Raw genomic sequence first — 17,660 nt, forward strand, 5'->3', positions numbered from 1 at the left:
AATATTCATTTATGACTCTGTAAAAAAAGAGAAAGTTTTATTTGAGCCAATAGTTGAAAACCAAGCAAAAATATATGTTTGTGGACCAACAGTTTATGATGATTCTCATTTAGGACATGCTAGAAGTGCAATTGCTTTTGACATGTTACATAGAGTCTTAAAAATGAATAATCTAAATGTAACTATGACAAAAAACTTTACAGATATTGATGATAAAATCATAAAAAAAATGAATGAATCATCAAGATCTTTAGAAGATATCACAACACAATATATAAATGCTTACAAAGCTGATATGCACTCACTTAATATCTTAGATAATACACTTGAACCAAAAGCAACCCAAAACTTAAGTGCTATGATAGAGATGATAAATGATTTATTATCAAAAGATATTGCTTATATAATTGAAGATGGTGTTTATTTTGATGTATCAAAAGATAAATCTTATGGAAATATCTCAAAAAGAGCAAGTGATGAAAACTCAATTGCTAGAGTTGAAGTAAACACTCAAAAAAGAAATTCATCTGATTTTGCCCTATGGAAGTTTGAAAAAGCAAATGATGTATCTTTTGAAGCTCCTTTTGGAAAAGGTCGTCCAGGCTGGCACATAGAGTGTAGTGCAATGATTGAAAAACACTTAGCATACAAAGATGAAGCTTATCAAATAGATATTCATGGAGGAGGAGCTGATTTACTTTTTCCTCACCATGAAAATGAAGCTGCACAAACTAGATGTTCTTCACATAAAGAGTTAGCAAAATATTGGATGCATAATGGTTTTGTAACTATTGATGGCGAAAAGATGAGCAAATCACTTGGTAACTCATTTTTCTTAAAAGATATTTTAAAATCTTATAGTGGTGAAGTTGTAAGATTTTATTTGCTAACCGCACATTATAGAACAGATTTTAACTTCAATGAAGAAGATTTAATCTCTTCTAAAAAAAGACTTGACAAATATTATAGAGTGAAAAAAAGAGTTTATGGAAGCACTGCCTCAGCTGTAAATAGTGAATTTAAAGCAAAAGTTTTAAGTGCCCTAAATGATGATATAAATAGTTCAAAAGCTATTTCGATTGTTGATGATATGATAAACAATGCAAATGATAAATTAGATAAAAATCCAAAAGATAAAAATCTAAAAAAAGAGTTGATAGCAAACTTTGAATTTACAAATGATATTTTAGGAATCTGTTTTAATGATGCATATGAATATTTTCAATTTGGAATAGATGAAAATACAAAAGATAAAATAGAAGCATTAATTGAAAAACGAACAGAAGCTAAAAAGTTAAAAGATTTTGACAGTGCTGATAATGTTAGAGATGAACTAACAGCTTTAGGAATTTCAGTTATGGATACGCCAAATGGTGTGGTTTGGGAGAAGTTATAAACTTCTTCTAAACCCTATAATCCACACTACTAATAACTCCTGCCTCACCATTTTCTTTCAAAAACATTGAACTTTGACCTCCATTTACTGAAGATACATTTGCTAAATATATTGCCCCAATTCCAGAATCAGCCAAAGTTACGAGTGAGCCTTCACCATTTGCTTTCTTTTCCCAAACACGCAAATCATTAAATACTGAATCATTTTCATCAATCCAACCATTTCCATCTTCGTCATATTTACTTAATTCTTTAAAGCCATCATTTGTATTTACTCCAAAAAGTTCACTTCCATCATCAACTTTATTATTTCCATTTTTATCTATTGCTAAATAACTTGCATTATTCTGTAAAGTTGATATGTCATTATTTTTTTTATCTTTATTTACATCAAATTCAAAACCCATATTTCTTGGTACTTCACTTGTATCTCTTCCATCTTTTTTCATATCAATAGAAAATGGATTATCTCCTTTTCCATAGGCATTTATTTTTGTTTCATGTCTTTGATAAAACTCATTTGAATATGAAAGGCTTAGATTGATTTTAAACTCACCATTTGATGTTTTAATAGTAGCTTGGGAACTAAAATTTATAGTTGTTTTTTCATAATACTCTTCTTTACTTTCATATGAAAAACCCCATTCTTGATTATTACCTGTAGTATAAGGATTATCTGGCACTTGAGCTTTACTTGAAGAATCATTTGGATATAAACTGATTTTTTGATTCCCCTGAAACAAATGATTAAGTAATTGTTCTATTATTCTTTTTTTAATTGTATCTGCAACTGATAAATCTGATTCACTACTAAAGACCAGTTTTTTAGGGTCAATATTTACTGACAAATCTTTATTATCATCTGGATTTTCTGTTTTTGTAAAAGAACTAGCACTTGTATTTTTTTCGTATTTTTGAACAAAGCTACTATTTGCTTGTAAATTTACTTCATAAGAATCTATTTTCATCTTCAATCCTTTTATCTATATTTAAGAATTGTACAGTGACTTTAATTAATTTTTTGTTAAAAAAACTTTTTAATTGTTCTGGAATTTTGGGCATAAAAAAAGGAAAGAAGATAAATCTTCTTTCCTTTTTTAAAGTATTAACTAAAACTTATCTTGCGTATGCCGCATCAGTAAGGTTTTTAGTATCTACAATATATGGAACCAATGCCATATGTCTTGCTCTTTTGATTGCATTTTCAACCATTTCTTGAGCACTTTTAGAATTTCCAGTAAGTCTTCTAGGCATGATTTTACCTCTTTCACTCATTGAAATTCTTAATAAATCAGTGTTTTTATAATCAATGAAATCAATTTTCATCTCAGTATATTTACAATATTTTTTTCCGTATTTTCTTCTCTCAGCCATTTTATTATCCTCTTTCTAGAACGGTATTTCGTCTTCGTCTATATCGATTTCTGGTATTTTATAACTACTATTTTCAGTTGTAGTTTTTATACCACCTTGAGCATAGTTGTTTTGAGCTGGTTGCTGCGGTTGATTATACTGATTACTAGCTGGTTGTTGAGTTTGTGGTTGAGAATACTCACCTTCATACCCAGTATTAGCACCATTTTGTGAATCAGATTTTGAATCTAGCATTTTCATAGTATCAACTCTTAAAGAGTGTTTACTTCTACCAGTTCCATCTTGTGCAGTCCATTGTTCAAAAACAAGTCTTCCTTCTAATAATACTTTAGAGCCTTTTCGTAAATATTGATTGGCAACCTCAGCACTTCTATTAAATATATTGAAATCTAAAAAACAAACTTCATCTTTCTTTTCACCAGTACTAGTCTTATAATTATAAGATGTTGCAATTGCGCCTTTTGCTATTGCTGCACCACTTGGTAAATATCTCAATTCAATATCTCGTGTAAGATTTCCTATCATAACTACTTTATTATACATTTACGGCTCCTTTTATAAAATTATGCCTTTGCAGCAGACTTTTTAGCTGCTTCATCACTTAGTTTTGTCCAAGCAGTAACTTCTTTTTTACTCTCATATTTAATGAAAATAAATCTAATGATGTTTTCATTAATTCTATAATTTCTTTCTAATTCTAAGATAGAAGTTGTTGGTGCTCTAAAGTACATTACATAGTAATGACCTCTTTTATGCTTTTCGATTTCATAAGCTAGTTGTCTAGTTCCCATATCATCGAAAGATACGATTTCTCCACCATTTTTTTCAATGTTAGCTTTCACTAACTCAATCTGTGCTACAGTTTCTTCTTCAGTCATTGTAGGCTTTACAATAAACATTGTTTCATAATGTTTTATTCTTGACATTCATTCTCCTTTTAGTTTTCGCCGGTATTATTAAAAATATCAGCAAGGTTTTTGTAAAGTCTGAGATTTTATCTAAGTTTGTCTGAAAATTTTCTTAGACTTGCTTGAATATATGCATTATGGTCTGGAATTTTTGAACTTTTCAAATCCAACTCCAAATCATTTAAGAAATTAAACAACTCCAAAAACAGTTCTGGTTTTATTTTTATGGCTAGTTTTGTCTTCTTTTCCCAAATATTTTGTGGAGGAATATAACCTAGTATCTCTTTAGGATTTGGAGTTCCTATTGTTCTTGAGTATGAACTTATCATAAAAAGTTGATGCAAGAAAGCTCCAATTTGAGTTAATAAATTTATCTCATTCATTCCCTCTTCAAGTAAAAAGTGTAAATCTCTTTTTACTAATTGACCGCTTAATAAATTAAATAAAAAATCTTCTAAAGAAACAGACCCAATTCCAAAACAGTGTATTTCCACAAGTTTTGAAGAGATAGATTCTTCATTTAAAATAGCTAACTTTTTTAAATCATTTACACTCAAGTTCAAATCATTTCTATGCATAAAATACAAATGATTTAAAGCAGATACTTCATACTTCAAACCTAAAGCTCTAGCCTCAGTTTCAAGTATTTGAATAGCTTCTCCTGGATATGGGGTAAACATTCTTACACTTACACTATTGTTTTTAGTTGTAAAATATCCACCCATAGTTTTAAAATCGCCATCACCCATACAAGCAAATATTACTTTTGAGTCTTTATTTATATTACAAGCTTCTATTAACTCTGTGGTTTCATTTTTATTTAGTTTTTTATTTAGTTTTATAAGTAAGATATTTCTACTTGCAAAAAGTGATGATTGTAAAAGTTTATTTTTTACATATTTAAAATCAAAATCATCAAAATAAACTTTTTCTATATCTTCTCCAGCTGCAACACTTGTTGCTACAAGATTTGCATACTTTTCTACTAAATAATCACTTTGTCCATAAAACATATATGCAGAAAACTCTTTATTTGCTCTTAACAATCCATCAAACTCATTTTTATACATTTTTTATTGTTCCAACTATATTTTTGCTAATCAAATCACTTGATTTTATTGTTATTTTTATTTTAAGAAAAAGTTTTTCACCTCTGTAGTTATCTAAATGAATTCTAAGTCCTGGCATATCTTTATAAAACTTAGCAATTCCCCTTTCAATATCTACAATTTGAGCTTTAAATTCTTCTCCAATATGATTTTTTGCCCATCTAGCATATTTTCTATCTTCATAATCCCAAACAAGTTGATCTACTTTTCTCTCATTTGCAGATATGTGTTCACATATATCATCAATACTATCTGGTGCTTTTTTAGTTTTTAACATTCGGTGAAGGACTAAATCTGAGTATCTTCTAATAGGACTTGTAAAGTGTGAATAAGAATCAAATCCTAATCCAAAGTGACCTAAGTTTTTAGATGAATATTTTGCTTGTGATTGAGATTTTATTATCAAATCATTTATCTCTTCTATTAAAACACTATTTTTTGCTTTTGCTTGAATATCAGTAATAGTTTCATGCACAGATGATTTTACTTCTGCTTTTATTCCAAGTAAATTTACTTCATCAACTAGTTTTGATAAGGACTGAAAAGATGGTTCTTCATGAATTCTAAATATACCAATATTGCTTAGTTTTTTACTAGCTTCAATATTAGCCATTAACATACACTCTTCTATTAGTTGATGAGAAGCCGTTGATTCTTCTACAGAGATTCCTTCTAATTCTAAATTATGATTTAATTTTTGTCTATATTCTTTACTTATAAAATCATAACCCTTTTGTAATCTCCTTTTTCTGACTTTCTTAGTGATTTCATATAAAGGAAGTAAATAATCAAAAATCTCTTTTTCTGTTTCATTGTATTTATCTAAATGTCCTTCTATTACCCTATCAATTCTTCCATAAGAGAACTTTTTATGTGATTTAATTATAGCTTCAAAAAGTTCTGATTTGATTATTTCATAATCTTTGTCTAAATATATTTTAAAAACATAAGAATATCTGTCAACATTCTCTTTAAGTGAACACATCTCTTCACTTAAACTTGGAGGAAGCATAGGTAAAACTTTATTTGGAAGATAAATAGAGGTTGATTTTTGTAAGGCTTGTTTATCAAGTTCACTATTCTCTTTTACGAAGTATGAAACATCAGCAATAGCCACATAAAGTATATTTTCTTTTACGTCAAAATAAATAGCATCATCATGGTCTTTTGCACTTGCAGGATCAATAGTTGTAAAAGGCAAAGCTGTTAAATCAACTCTTTCATTTTTATCATTCATCTTTGCATCAACATCTAAATATGGTTCTAATCTTACAAGTTCATCATATAAAAACAATGAAATATATTGGTCAACTTTTGGGTCTTGTATATTTCCAACATCTTTTTCTATTTCAAATGTTTTACTATTTATCACATAAATATTTCCATTTGTAAAAGAGCTAAAATCTATTTTAAGTTCTAATTTTATTCCCTCTTTTACACTAAATACTTCACCTTTATTTACATAAACTAATAGTGAAGTTGCATGGGTGTATAAAACCTTTTCAACTTTTGCTTTAAATGAAGATCTTGGATTAAATACTCTTTTTACCAAAATCAAGTCATTGTTATAAGCACCTTTCAAATCATCTATATCTAATTTTAAATTTTTGTGTTTATTATCCAAGTCACTCAAAGAAGCGAATTTATTTTTTATTTTTACAATTCCCACTCTATACTTTGAATTAAGTTTATAAATGCCATCTTCATAACTTACAATATCATCTTTTATAAATGGCACTAAATACTCTTTTTCATTTTCTGCAAAATCTTCACTGCCAGATATAACTTTTCTAAAAATAGTTTGAATCAAAACTTATCCTAATTTTCTTTTATTTAAGTATACATTATATAACTCTTTTATTTACATTTAGGTTACTTTTGATATAATCCTCAAAAATTATTTTAAAGGACTATTTAATGGCAATAAGTGTTTACTATGATAAAGATTGTAATATAGAACTAATCAAATCAAAAAAAGTAGCAATGATAGGTTTCGGATCACAAGGTCACGCTCACGCTGAGAACTTAAGAGATTCTGGAGTTGAAGTTGTTGTTGGACTAAGAAAAGGTGGGAGTTCTTGGGCTAAAGCTGAAGCAAAAGGTTTTGTTGTAAAAACAGTTGCAGAAGCAACAACTGGTGCTGATGTTGTTATGATTTTATTACCAGATGAAAATCAATCAGAAATTTATTATTCAGAAATTAAACCAAACCTTAAAGATGGTGCTTATTTAGCATTTGGACATGGTTTTAATATTCATTATGGAAGAATTATTCCTGATGCAAAAACAAATGTAATGATGATTGCTCCTAAAGCTCCAGGTCATACAGTTAGAAATGAATTCACAAAAGGTGGAGGAATTCCTGACCTTATTGCTGTTGAAACTAATCCAAGTGGAGATACAAAAGAAGTAGCACTTGCTTATGCATCTGCTATTGGTGGTGGAAGAACTGGTATTATTGAAACTACATTTAAAGATGAAACAGAAACTGACCTTTTCGGAGAGCAAGCTGTATTATGTGGTGGAGCTGTTTCTTTAGTTCAAGCTGGATTTGAAACTTTAACTGAAGCTGGATATGAACCAGAAATGGCATATTTTGAGTGTTTACATGAATTAAAACTAATTGTTGACTTAATGTATGAAGGTGGAATTTCTGATATGAGATATTCTATTTCTAATACTGCTGAATATGGTGATTATGTATCTGGAAAAAGAGTTATCAATGATGAGTCAAAAGCTGCTATGAAAGAAATCTTAAAAGAGATTCAAGATGGTAGATTTGCAAAAGATTTCATCTTAGAAGGTCAAGCTGGATACCCAAGAATGAATGCTGAAAGAGCTAATGCAAAAGCTTCTTTAATTGAGCAAACTGGTAATAAATTAAGAAAAATGATGCCTTGGATTTCTTCAAGCAAAATCGTAGACTTAAATAAAAACTAATTTTAAAGTAAGGTTTCAAACCTTACTTTGATATTCTAACTTAATGGCGAAAAGAAAACCTCAAAGACGTAAAAAACCTAGTAAAAAAACCTATAAAATTTCTACTATAAATAAATTTTTAGCCCTATTACTATTTTCTTTACTAATAACCTTAGCAGCATATTTTATTCTTTTAAAAAATCATAACGATAAAGTAAATGAATCAACAAAAATACAAAAAGAAAAAATAAAGCATGCCGATGAAAATAATATTGATAAAATTATTGAAGAGTACAAAAAAACTACTAAAAATACTACAGCAGATAAATATGAAGAGTTCAATAAAGAGTTTGAAAATGAATACATTCATCCAATTGAACCTCAAAAAGATGAATCTAATTTAAAAGAAAAAAATGAAGAAATACAATCTGTAGAAAAAAAAGTTTTCCCAGAAAATAAACAAACCTTAGAAAAACAAAATGCACAACAAAAACCACTTCTACCAGCCTTAGAAGATGAAGTAATGCATAAAGAAGTTGAAAAGAAAAAAGAAAAAGTTGTAACTAAAACCTCAAATAAACCAAAACTTTCTATTGTGATTGATGATGTTACTCTTCAATCTCAAATAAATCATATCAAAGATATTGGATATACCGTTAATATCTCTTTAATGCCTCCAACAAAAGGGCATAAAAACTCTGCTCGTATTGCACAAAATTTACCCTTTGCCATAGTTCATTTCCCCTTACAAGCTGGAATAACTAGTATTAGATTTGAAGAAGACAATACATTAAAAGTGGGTGATTCCTATAAAAAAATTGAAAAAAGAGTTGCACAAATTAGAAAATGGTATCCCAAAATAAAATATACAAATAATCATACAGGAAGCGTTTTTACTTCTGATAAAACATCAATGGAATATTTAATAAAAGCCCTTAAAAAATATAATTTCCAATTTATAGATAGTAGAACAACTGCACATAGTGTTGTTAAAGAAGTAAGTAAAGAATTTGGAGTACCTTATATTGCTAGGAATATATTTTTAGATAATAACAAAGACTTTAAATATATTCAAAATCAACTAAAAAAAGCTATAAGAATAGCTAAAAAAACAGGTTCTGCAATAGCAATTGGGCATCCATATCCTATCACAATGGAAGTATTAAAAAAATCTAAATACTTACTAAAAGATTTAGATTTAGTATATATAAATAAATTACCCGTTCGCTAAATATTTTTTTCTATTTTGTAAATACAAAACTCTTTGGGATAGCTGGGCAATTACCAATTATAGAAAAATCAACTCCATTGCCATTTGGCAATTGGTTCATGCTTATTCCTAAAGCTGTAGTTTTAGATTTTGTTTTAGATTTTTGGTCTGTAAAAATCCATACTTCAAAAAAGTAAGGGATTTTATGAAATACTACCCTTTTCTCAACTAAATCAAACTCTGTATAATCGCACTTAAGGTAAATATTTCTCATAATGTCATTAAATAATACTTCTGATTGAACTATACTTTCACCCTTTTCACCTCTTATTTTTGTATTAGAATAATATGTTGCACTATTAGTCTCTTTGTACTTTACAATTTCATATGGCTGGTTTGTATTTTCGATTTTTTTATTCATAGATGAAATAGTAGTATTCTCTAAACTATTAGAACAACCAGTAAAAAAAGTAATAATACATAATAACCCAATGTTAAAAATAGTCTTTCTCAAAATAGCTCCTTATAAATGGTAGTTTAATTGTACTATCAATAGTTTTAAAAGTTTTAAATAACTTCTAATCATAAAATAAGTTTTTTATAGAGATAATATATGAAAACTTAAAAGGTAATCATATGAAGAAACTTATATATGTACTATTATCATCATTCCTTGTATTTATTTTAGCAGGCTGTGGAGAAAATGAAAAAGAACAAAAAAGTGAAAAAAAAGTTTTAAAAGTTGGTATGGAATTAGCTTATCCTCCTTTTGAGATGAGTGATAAAGAGGGAAATCCATCTGGTGTTTCTGTTGATTTTGCAAAGGCTTTAGGTAAATACCTTGGGCGTGATGTTGTTATTGAAAACATTGCTTGGGATGGATTAATACCTTCATTGAAAACTGGAAAAATTGACTTAATCATCTCTTCTATGACTATTACAGATGAAAGAAAAAAATCAATTGACTTTTCTATTCCTTATGCCCAATCATCTTTAGCAATTTTAGCAAATAAAGATTCTGGTATTAAATCAATTGATGATTTAAATGTAGCAGGAAAAACAGTAGCAGTAAAAAAAGGTTCTACTGGGCATATTTATGCAAAAGATAATTTACAAAATGCACAAGTTTTAGTATTCGATAAAGAAGCTGCTTGTGTACTAGAAGTTGTTCAAGGAAAAGCTGATGGATTTATTTATGATCAATTAACTATTTACAAAAATTATGCGAAAAACATGGATACAACTGTTCCTTTATTGCAACCCTTTCAAAAAGATTTTGAATATTGGGGAGTAGCACTTAAAAAAGGAAGTCCTTTAAAAGCCGATGTTGATGCCTTTATTAAAAAAGCAAAAGAAGATGGTACTTTTGATAAACTTGCAAATAAATATTTAAGTGATGCAAAAGCGACATTTGATAAGTTAAATATTCCATTCTTTTTTTAGGAAATTATTATTAAACTAAAAGAGCTATTTATACATGAACTAGGATATAAAAAGAAAAAAAAATTAAATCCAATAATTTATCTTTTTAACCTAGTTCTACTTATACTTTTTATTGTCATAATATTCTATTTCATGTTTAAAAATGTATCTTACACTTTTAATTGGGATAGCGTTTATGAATATAAACAAAAATTTATTGATGGTTTTATTATGACTATCATAATATCTTTTTTTGCTCTTATTTTAAGTTTTATAATTGGTCTTTTTTTTACTTATGCACAAAATTCAAAACTCCTAGTACTGAGATTTTTTTCAAGATTTTACATTGAGATTATAAGAGGAACGCCACTTTTAGTTCAAATTCTAATCTTCTTTTATGTATTTGCAAATAATTTGGGCTTTGAAAATAGATATATAGTTGGAGTCTTTATTTTAGCTCTGTTTGCAGGAGCTTATGTTTGTGAGATAATAAGAGGTGCAATAGAATCAATTGATATTGCCCAATATGAGACAAGTATAAGTTTAGGAATGACAAATTATCAGATGTATAGATATATAATCTTTCCCCAAGCCTTTAATAGAATGTTGCCAGCACTTACAGGACAATTTGCCTCTATCATAAAAGACTCTTCACTTCTTTCAATTATCTCTATTAGTGAGTTTACAATGAATGCACAAGAAGTAAATGCTTATACTTATTCTACTTTTGAAAGCTATATACCCTTGGCTATTGGCTACTTACTTCTTACTTATCCAATCTCTTATTACACTAAAAAACTTGAGAATAATATACAAAAGTAGTTTTTAGACATCAAAGTTTATCTTATGATATAATAATTTATATTATTATTTAGGAGAAAGATGAACTCAATTATTGATTTTGAAATACCTGAATTGCAAAGCTTATCAAAGCCTGTAAAGACCTTATTTTATAAAGGCAATACCAAACTACTAAAAAAGCCAAAGATATCTATTGTGGGTACGAGAAGAACCTTAAACTATACACAATTTACCACACACCAACTAGCATCAAAACTTTCCCTTGCTGGAAATTGTATTGTAAGTGGTGGAGCAATTGGAGTTGATACTATTTCTCACAGAGCGGCAGGAGTAAATAACACTATTTTAGTAAGTCCTTGTGGAATAAACTATAGATATCCTGCAATAAATAAAAAATTTATAGAAGAGATAGAACAACAAGGCTTATTATTAAGTTCCTTTGATGAAGATTTCAAAGCCACAAGATATAGCTTTGTATTAAGAAATGAAATAGTTGTTGCCTTAGGTGATATTTTAATTGTAACACAGGCTGATTTAAACAGTGGAAGTTTAAGAAGTGTTGAGTATGCTTTAAAAATGGGCAAAGAGATTTTTGTATTACCCCATAGAATAAATGAAAGTCAAGGAACAAGTCTATTATCAAAAAAGGGCTTGGCAAAAGTTATTTATGATATAGATGAGTTTGTAGAACAATATACCAGAACTCCTATAAAAGAAGAAAAGAAAGATGACTTTTTAGAATATTGTAAAAAGAATCCAACTTATGAAGAAGCTATTTTAAAATATGACTCTTTAGTGTATGAATATGAACTAAATGGAAAGATTGAAATAAAAAATGGTTTTATTACTCTTGCTTAGTTTATACTCCACAAACTTTTTTAGATTTTGCAAATCGTAAAATCAGATAACCAAAAATACCAGAAAAAAGTGAACCAATCAAAATAGCTAATCTATCAGTATAAAAATATCTTGTATCATCATTAAAAGCAAGTGAATCAATAAACAAACTCATTGTAAATCCAATACCTGTCAAAACTGCTATTCCATAAATTTGAAGCCAAGTTGTACATTTTGGTATATTTGCGAGTTTTAGTTTTACTGCTATAAAACTAAAAAGGAAAACACCTAATTGTTTACCAAAAAAAAGTCCCAACATAATCCCAAGGGGAACACCATGTGTCATTTTAGTAAAATCAATTTCTCTTAAATCTACTCCTGCATTTACAAATGCAAATAGGGGTAAAATAAAAAATGCAACCCAATTATGTAAATTATGTTCCATATGTCTAACAGGAGAATTTACTTTATCATCAGTTTTTGTTTTAAGTGGAATTGCAAAAGCTAAAATAATTCCTGCTAATGTTGCATGAACTCCTGATTTTAGAACCGTAACCCACAATATAATTCCAACAATAAAATATAAAGAAATAGTTGCAACACCCATACGATTCATCACAAATAAAACAAGAATTATAAATAGTGATACATATAAAACTTCAACTGATAAATTTGAGGTATAAAATAAAGCTATGATTACAATCGCACCAATATCATCAATAATTGCTAGTGCCATTAAAAATATTTTCAAAGAAACAGGCACTCTTTTTCCAAGTAATGACAATATCCCAAGAGAAAATGCAATATCAGTAGCTGTTGGTATTGCCCAACCATTTAAAGCATTAGAATCATTTTGATTAAAAAAGAAGTATATTAAAGCAGGGCAAAGCATCCCTCCAAGAGCAGCAAAAGCTGGCAGAGATATTTTAGACCAAGAAGAGAGATGTCCTTGTAGCAATTCTCTTTTAATTTCTAAACCTACAACTAAAAAGAATAAGGCCATAAGTCCATCATTTATCCACAAATAAAGTGGCTTATCTATGACTAAATCATTAACAGAAACATGAATAGGAATATGTAAAAAACTGTAGTAATACTCAGATAGAAAAGAGTTTCGTAAAACTAAGGCAAAGATAGTCACAAAGATAAGAATAATTCCCGATGATGTTTCACTCTTCATAAAATTATTTACTAAAATCTTCATATCTATCCTTTTGAATTATTTGATTATTTTCCTTAATTGGTAAGTGATATCTCCAGCACCAACACCTACAACTATACCTTCATTATATGTTTTTAAAACTTTATTATCTTTTATAATATCAATTGCACAATTTTTTGCAAGTATTTTATCAGCAAATATTGGATTGTATTGTTTAAATGTTTCTTCAAAATCTATTTCTAAAACATGCTCTCCTGGAATTGTCCAAATAGGCAATATTACCAATTCATCACATCCTTTAAAGCACTTTTTAAATCCTTCAAGATTATCAAAAGTTCGGCTGTATTTGTGCGGTTGCCAAATTATTACTCTTTTTTTAAGATTTTTAAGATTGTCATAAAGCTCAACTGATTTTATTGTAGCTTCTATTTCTGTTGGATGGTGTGCATAATCATCTATTAAAACAAACTTATCACACTTTTGTAAAATATCAAATCTTTTTTTGATACCTTTATAGTTTTTAAGATTTGTTCTTATTTGCTCAACATCAAGCTCATTTAAAGCAGCTAATACTGCCAAAGAAGTATTAACAGCAATATGATAACCAAAACCCCAAACTTCAAAATAACCCAAACCTTTTAACTCAAATTTTGTATAAGGTTCATCATCTTGTAAAATATAAGAGATGTTTTTTATATCAACACTTGGATAAAGTTCAGTTGCATCCTCTATGCCAAGTTTTTTAATATATTCATCTTCTGCATTTATAACTTTTTTTGTTCCAAGATTTATGAACTTTTTATATGTATCAAAAAATTTCTCATAATCATAGTTATAATATTCCATATGTTCAGGTTCAGCATTTGTAACAATTGAACAATAAGGATTTGAAAGTATAAAGCTAGCATCACTCTCATCAGCTTCAAAGGCTACTATTCCATTTTTGTATCTAAAGTTTGAACCAAAATCTTTTGATATAGCTCCAATAATTGCAGTACAATCTAAAATAGAAGCTAAAATAGATGTGGTAGTTGACTTTCCATGAGCTCCGGCAACACAATAATTTTTTCTATCTCCAAGAACTATTGGCAAAGCCTCTTTTCTTGATAATGTTTTTATTTGTCTAATTCTTGATTCTATTAATTCAGGATTTTCATCAGTTACTGCTGCTGAATATATTACTATTTCTGGATCTTTTATATTTGAAGCACTTTGGGGAGAATAAACTTTTATTCCCTCAGCTTTTAATTCGTCTGTTATTGGTGTTTCTTTCATATCTGAACCACTAACTTCATGACCACTATGTTTTAAAAATCTTGCTAAGGCAGAAAGACCTATTCCACCAATTCCTATAAAATGTATTCTCATCTTAGTCCAACAAATATTTTAAATTTTCATATTCTGTTTCTAAAACAGCACTATTTTCTTCTAAAAACTCTTTTGTTTTAAAATTAAATGAAACAATAAAATAACCATATTTTTCATCTACAGCAGTTGTTGAATTATTTACATTTTCTTCATAAAATTTATCCAAGTCAAAATCTTTTGAACAAGCAATCAAATGGACATTTAAGGCATTACATAAAAGTTCATCTTCTATAATATTTGTCAAAACAAAAAATAACTCTTTTGCACCCTTCAAATCATTGTAACTCCATTTTTCAATGGCATGCTCATAGAATGCTCTAGTGTAATAAAGTCCATCACTTTCTAAAGTTATTTTTTTACCACTATTTACTATATCTTCAACATTTTCAAAAGAGATTTTTAAGATATTTTCATAAACAGTATTTATCTTTTCTTCATCTAAATCCAAAATCAATAAAGAATCTAAAACTTCATAAAGCGCAGAGATATTTTTACTCTCAATTGCATCATCTTTTGTTTTTTCTAAATAATTCAAAAACTCTGGGTTTGTTCTAGCTTCGTGCAACTCTTCATTAGTCATTCATAAAATCCTTCAATCTGTTTAATACCTCTTTTGTTTTTTGAGCATTTTCAACTAAGGCAATTCTTACATAACCTTGTCCTATGCCTTCTCTTCCTAAAAAACTTCCCGGTAATACTTTTATATTTTTTTCTTTGTATAATCTTTTAGTAAATTCTAATTCATCACCAATTTTTAGCCAAATATAAAAAGTCGCTTGTGGCATATCAAGTCCCAAAATCTCTTTGGCTAACTCAAAATTCTTTTTATAAGTATCTCTAAAAACTTGCACATGTTCTTGATCACTCCAAGCAGTTGCTGCTGCATATTGTAAAGGAATAGGTGCTGCACAGCCTATATATGTCCTATATTTCATATAATCTTTTAAAATATCTGCATCACCAGCAATAAATCCACTTCTTAGCCCCGGAGCTGAGCTTCTTTTTGAAATAGAATTAAGAACAAGTACATTTTTAAACTCACTATTTCCTGCATAAATACTAGCTTCCAAAAGTGAACAAGGTTTGTTTTTTTCATCAAAATATATTTCAGAATAACACTCATCATTTATCAAAACAAAATCAAACTCTAGTGCTTTTTTAACCCATAAAGCCAATTCTTCTTTGCTCATATTTGCAGCTGTTGGATTATTTGGATAATTTAGTACAACCAAATCACATTTTTTAAGTGTTTCATCATCTAGAATTGCTTTATAATCATTCTCTTTAGTTAAATTAATATGAACAACTTCTGCCCTACTTGCAATTGCAGCACCTTCATATATCTGATAAAAAGGGTTTGTAAAGGCAATTGTTGGATTAGCTTTATCAAACAAAAAAAACTGTGGAAAGTTAAATAAAACTTCCCTTGTACCAAAACAAGGAATAATTTGATTTTCTTCTAATTTTACATCAAATCTTTTATTTACAAACTCAATCATTGCTTGTGTTAAAAAATTTTCACCTGCAGTTTTTGGATAATTTCTTAAAAATTTAGTGTGATTAGCCAAACTATCTTGAATAAATTGCGGTGTTTCAAACTGAGGTTCACCAATAGTTAATGCACTTGCTTCGTATGAGCTATTTGGCTCAATTCCATCTAATAATTCATTTAATTTCTCAAAAGGATATTTTTCAAATACCATCTCTTACCTTTTTTTAGTTTTCTATTACTGGGATTAATAGTTGATTGTTTTCTTTTATATCAAAAGACAATAAATCAGAATTTGTATAAAAAAGTTTATTAAGTTTTCTTCTTAAAAACATATCTTTTTTAAGGGGTAAAATCTGAAGTATATTTTTTTGATTTTTCAACTCTCTTATTGGATTTTTTTCTTTAGAAATAATCTCAACTTTTTGTCCAAATATTTTTGCCAAATTTTCAAAGTGATCTAAAATATATGATTTATCAGATTGCCCAGTTGGGTCCATATCAAATATTTTTGTTTTTAGTTTTAACTGACTTGAAACATCAAATATTATCGGAGAGATTTGTTCATATGATTTTGTATCATTTAACAAAATTATACTATTTTTTATCGTTGTTATATCACCTAAACCAGTCTTTAAAATAGGAATTCGAAGATCAACTAGTTTAGAGATTCCCTCTTTATTTTTAAATAGCTCATATGAAATCATCATAAGACCAATATCAAATGTTCTTAAATCCTTTTTCAATAAAGCATCAAAACCTAAGTTTCCATAATCTATTTCAATAGTAAGATTATTGACTTCACCCAATTCATTTTTAATAAAATTCATCAAATCAACAGTTGTAGGTCTTGTTATTCTTAATACAAGTTTTTGGTTTTTTATTACTTGATTTAAATATTTTACATCAACAACACATTTTTTAACTGTTTCTACAGATTGTAAATATAAATCTAAATACAAATACAAATTATGCCCAAATGGCATAGGAAATTGGCCTTGAGTTTTTCCAATAGCATTATATACTTGCATTAAAACTTCAGGTTTTCCTATTATCAAAATTACATCATTTGGCTTTAATATAAGAGAGGGTTTGATTTTTATCATTTGTTGTTTTCTATACAAACCAAAAATTTTCCACTCTCGCTGTTCGATTGAGCCTATATATCTATATGCATATGAACTACCAAATGGAATTCTAATTTCCATTATCTCACCTTGCTTTAAGCCTATATTTTGTGCAACAACTGGAATATTTGGAAGTCTTTCAACCATACCATTTGCAAGAACATCTATTCCCTTATAAATATTTATGTGCTGATCAGAAAGATCAATTCCCCAATAATCCAAAATACTCATTTGCATTTTTGGTTTTTCTTCTTTTATGTTTTTTATTACATTTAACATCTCATCTTTTGAGTTAAGTGCAATAAGAGCTTGGGCATGAATATCTTTATCTAATACCATTGCAAGTTTTGATTTAGAAGTTGGGTCAAACTTAAAAAATGTGAAATTTGAGGGTCTTTTTTCAGGAATGATAGCTTCATTCATATAAACAACATCGTATGAATTATCACCGGTATTTGTCTCGATGACTCTTTGAAGAAGTTTTTTAGCAACAATACCATCTAATATAATTAATATCTTTTTCATTAAGATATTATATC

18 protein-coding genes are annotated in these 17,660 nt (G+C 28.3%); 6 read left to right on the forward strand and 12 right to left on the reverse strand.

What is annotated here, in order from left to right; translation table 11 throughout:
* Nucleotide 1 precedes the first annotated feature (1 nt).
* On the forward strand, nucleotides 2–1,396 hold the full coding sequence (gene cysS / locus LXN10_RS04990; protein ID WP_375725326.1) for a cysteine--tRNA ligase: 1,395 nt from the start codon (nucleotides 2–4) through the stop codon (nucleotides 1,394–1,396).
* Nucleotides 1,397–1,403: 7 nt separating this feature from the next.
* On the opposite strand, the gene LXN10_RS04995 is transcribed toward cysS, so the two are convergent.
* From LXN10_RS04995 to LXN10_RS05020, 6 genes are all read right to left on the reverse strand, one after another.
* Nucleotides 1,404–2,363 (reverse strand): hypothetical protein, encoded by a 960-nt coding sequence (locus LXN10_RS04995; protein WP_375724794.1) that lies wholly within the window; start codon nucleotides 2,361–2,363, stop codon nucleotides 1,404–1,406.
* A 148-nt stretch (nucleotides 2,364–2,511) separates the two neighbouring features.
* On the reverse strand, nucleotides 2,512–2,769 hold the full coding sequence (gene rpsR, locus LXN10_RS05000) for a 30S ribosomal protein S18 (RefSeq protein WP_375724795.1): 258 nt from the start codon (nucleotides 2,767–2,769) through the stop codon (nucleotides 2,512–2,514).
* 15 nt (nucleotides 2,770–2,784) lie between these two features.
* Nucleotides 2,785–3,312, reverse strand: a complete 528-nt coding sequence (locus tag LXN10_RS05005; RefSeq protein ID WP_375724796.1) for a single-stranded DNA-binding protein — start codon at nucleotides 3,310–3,312, stop codon at nucleotides 2,785–2,787.
* 20 nt (nucleotides 3,313–3,332) lie between these two features.
* Nucleotides 3,333–3,686, reverse strand: a complete 354-nt coding sequence (gene rpsF / locus LXN10_RS05010) for a 30S ribosomal protein S6 (protein ID WP_322785217.1) — start codon at nucleotides 3,684–3,686, stop codon at nucleotides 3,333–3,335.
* A gap of 77 nt (nucleotides 3,687–3,763) precedes the next feature.
* On the reverse strand, nucleotides 3,764–4,747 hold the full coding sequence (gene holA / locus LXN10_RS05015) for a DNA polymerase III subunit delta (RefSeq protein WP_375724797.1): 984 nt from the start codon (nucleotides 4,745–4,747) through the stop codon (nucleotides 3,764–3,766).
* Complete coding sequence (locus LXN10_RS05020; RefSeq protein WP_375724798.1) at nucleotides 4,740–6,596, reverse strand: RNB domain-containing ribonuclease; 1,857 nt, start codon at nucleotides 6,594–6,596, stop codon at nucleotides 4,740–4,742. The genes holA and LXN10_RS05020 overlap by 8 nt, the downstream gene beginning before the upstream one ends.
* Before the next feature lie 107 nt (nucleotides 6,597–6,703).
* On the opposite strand from LXN10_RS05020, the gene ilvC reads away from it, so the two are divergent.
* Both ilvC and LXN10_RS05030 read left to right on the forward strand, forming a co-directional pair.
* Nucleotides 6,704–7,726, forward strand: coding sequence for a ketol-acid reductoisomerase (gene ilvC / locus LXN10_RS05025; RefSeq protein WP_375724799.1), 1,023 nt, complete (start codon nucleotides 6,704–6,706; stop codon nucleotides 7,724–7,726).
* Between the two features lie 43 nt (nucleotides 7,727–7,769).
* On the forward strand, nucleotides 7,770–8,936 hold the full coding sequence (locus tag LXN10_RS05030) for a divergent polysaccharide deacetylase family protein (RefSeq protein ID WP_375724800.1): 1,167 nt from the start codon (nucleotides 7,770–7,772) through the stop codon (nucleotides 8,934–8,936).
* Between the two features lie 10 nt (nucleotides 8,937–8,946).
* On the opposite strand, the gene LXN10_RS05035 is transcribed toward LXN10_RS05030, so the two are convergent.
* Nucleotides 8,947–9,429, reverse strand: coding sequence for a hypothetical protein (locus LXN10_RS05035; protein ID WP_375724801.1), 483 nt, complete (start codon nucleotides 9,427–9,429; stop codon nucleotides 8,947–8,949).
* Between the two features lie 122 nt (nucleotides 9,430–9,551).
* On the opposite strand from LXN10_RS05035, the gene LXN10_RS05040 reads away from it, so the two are divergent.
* The 3 genes from LXN10_RS05040 to LXN10_RS05050 all read left to right on the forward strand — a co-directional run bounded on the left by LXN10_RS05040 (nucleotide 9,552) and on the right by LXN10_RS05050 (nucleotide 11,996).
* Nucleotides 9,552–10,358: a transporter substrate-binding domain-containing protein gene (locus LXN10_RS05040; RefSeq protein WP_375724802.1), complete on the forward strand. Its 807-nt coding sequence runs from the start codon at nucleotides 9,552–9,554 to the stop codon at nucleotides 10,356–10,358.
* A 132-nt stretch (nucleotides 10,359–10,490) separates the two neighbouring features.
* Nucleotides 10,491–11,159: an amino acid ABC transporter permease gene (locus tag LXN10_RS05045; protein WP_375724803.1), complete on the forward strand. Its 669-nt coding sequence runs from the start codon at nucleotides 10,491–10,493 to the stop codon at nucleotides 11,157–11,159.
* Between the two features lie 60 nt (nucleotides 11,160–11,219).
* Nucleotides 11,220–11,996, forward strand: a complete 777-nt coding sequence (locus LXN10_RS05050; protein ID WP_375724804.1) for a DNA-processing protein DprA — start codon at nucleotides 11,220–11,222, stop codon at nucleotides 11,994–11,996.
* A 1-nt stretch (nucleotide 11,997) separates the two neighbouring features.
* Here the strand turns inward: LXN10_RS05050 and nhaA are convergent, their stop codons facing one another.
* Genes nhaA through LXN10_RS05075 form a run of 5 tightly spaced genes read right to left on the reverse strand, consistent with a single transcriptional unit; the run spans nucleotide 11,998 to nucleotide 17,646 of the window.
* Complete coding sequence (nhaA, locus tag LXN10_RS05055) at nucleotides 11,998–13,179, reverse strand: Na+/H+ antiporter NhaA (RefSeq protein ID WP_375724805.1); 1,182 nt, start codon at nucleotides 13,177–13,179, stop codon at nucleotides 11,998–12,000.
* Between the two features lie 15 nt (nucleotides 13,180–13,194).
* Nucleotides 13,195–14,505, reverse strand: coding sequence for a UDP-N-acetylmuramate--L-alanine ligase (gene murC / locus LXN10_RS05060; protein ID WP_375724806.1), 1,311 nt, complete (start codon nucleotides 14,503–14,505; stop codon nucleotides 13,195–13,197).
* 1 nt (nucleotide 14,506) lies between these two features.
* Nucleotides 14,507–15,085: a hypothetical protein gene (locus LXN10_RS05065; RefSeq protein WP_375724807.1), complete on the reverse strand. Its 579-nt coding sequence runs from the start codon at nucleotides 15,083–15,085 to the stop codon at nucleotides 14,507–14,509.
* Nucleotides 15,078–16,208 (reverse strand): succinyldiaminopimelate transaminase, encoded by a 1,131-nt coding sequence (locus LXN10_RS05070; protein ID WP_375724808.1) that lies wholly within the window; start codon nucleotides 16,206–16,208, stop codon nucleotides 15,078–15,080. The genes LXN10_RS05065 and LXN10_RS05070 overlap by 8 nt, the downstream gene beginning before the upstream one ends.
* Nucleotides 16,209–16,221: 13 nt before the next feature.
* Nucleotides 16,222–17,646 carry a COG3400 family protein gene (locus tag LXN10_RS05075; RefSeq protein WP_375724809.1) on the reverse strand — a complete coding sequence of 475 codons (1,425 nt, stop codon included), beginning with the start codon at nucleotides 17,644–17,646 and terminating at the stop codon, nucleotides 16,222–16,224.
* Nucleotides 17,647–17,660: the final 14 nt, after the last annotated feature.

Source organism: Arcobacter iocasae, assembly GCF_042214795.1.
Lineage (GTDB): Bacteria > Campylobacterota > Campylobacteria > Campylobacterales > Arcobacteraceae > Arcobacter > Arcobacter iocasae.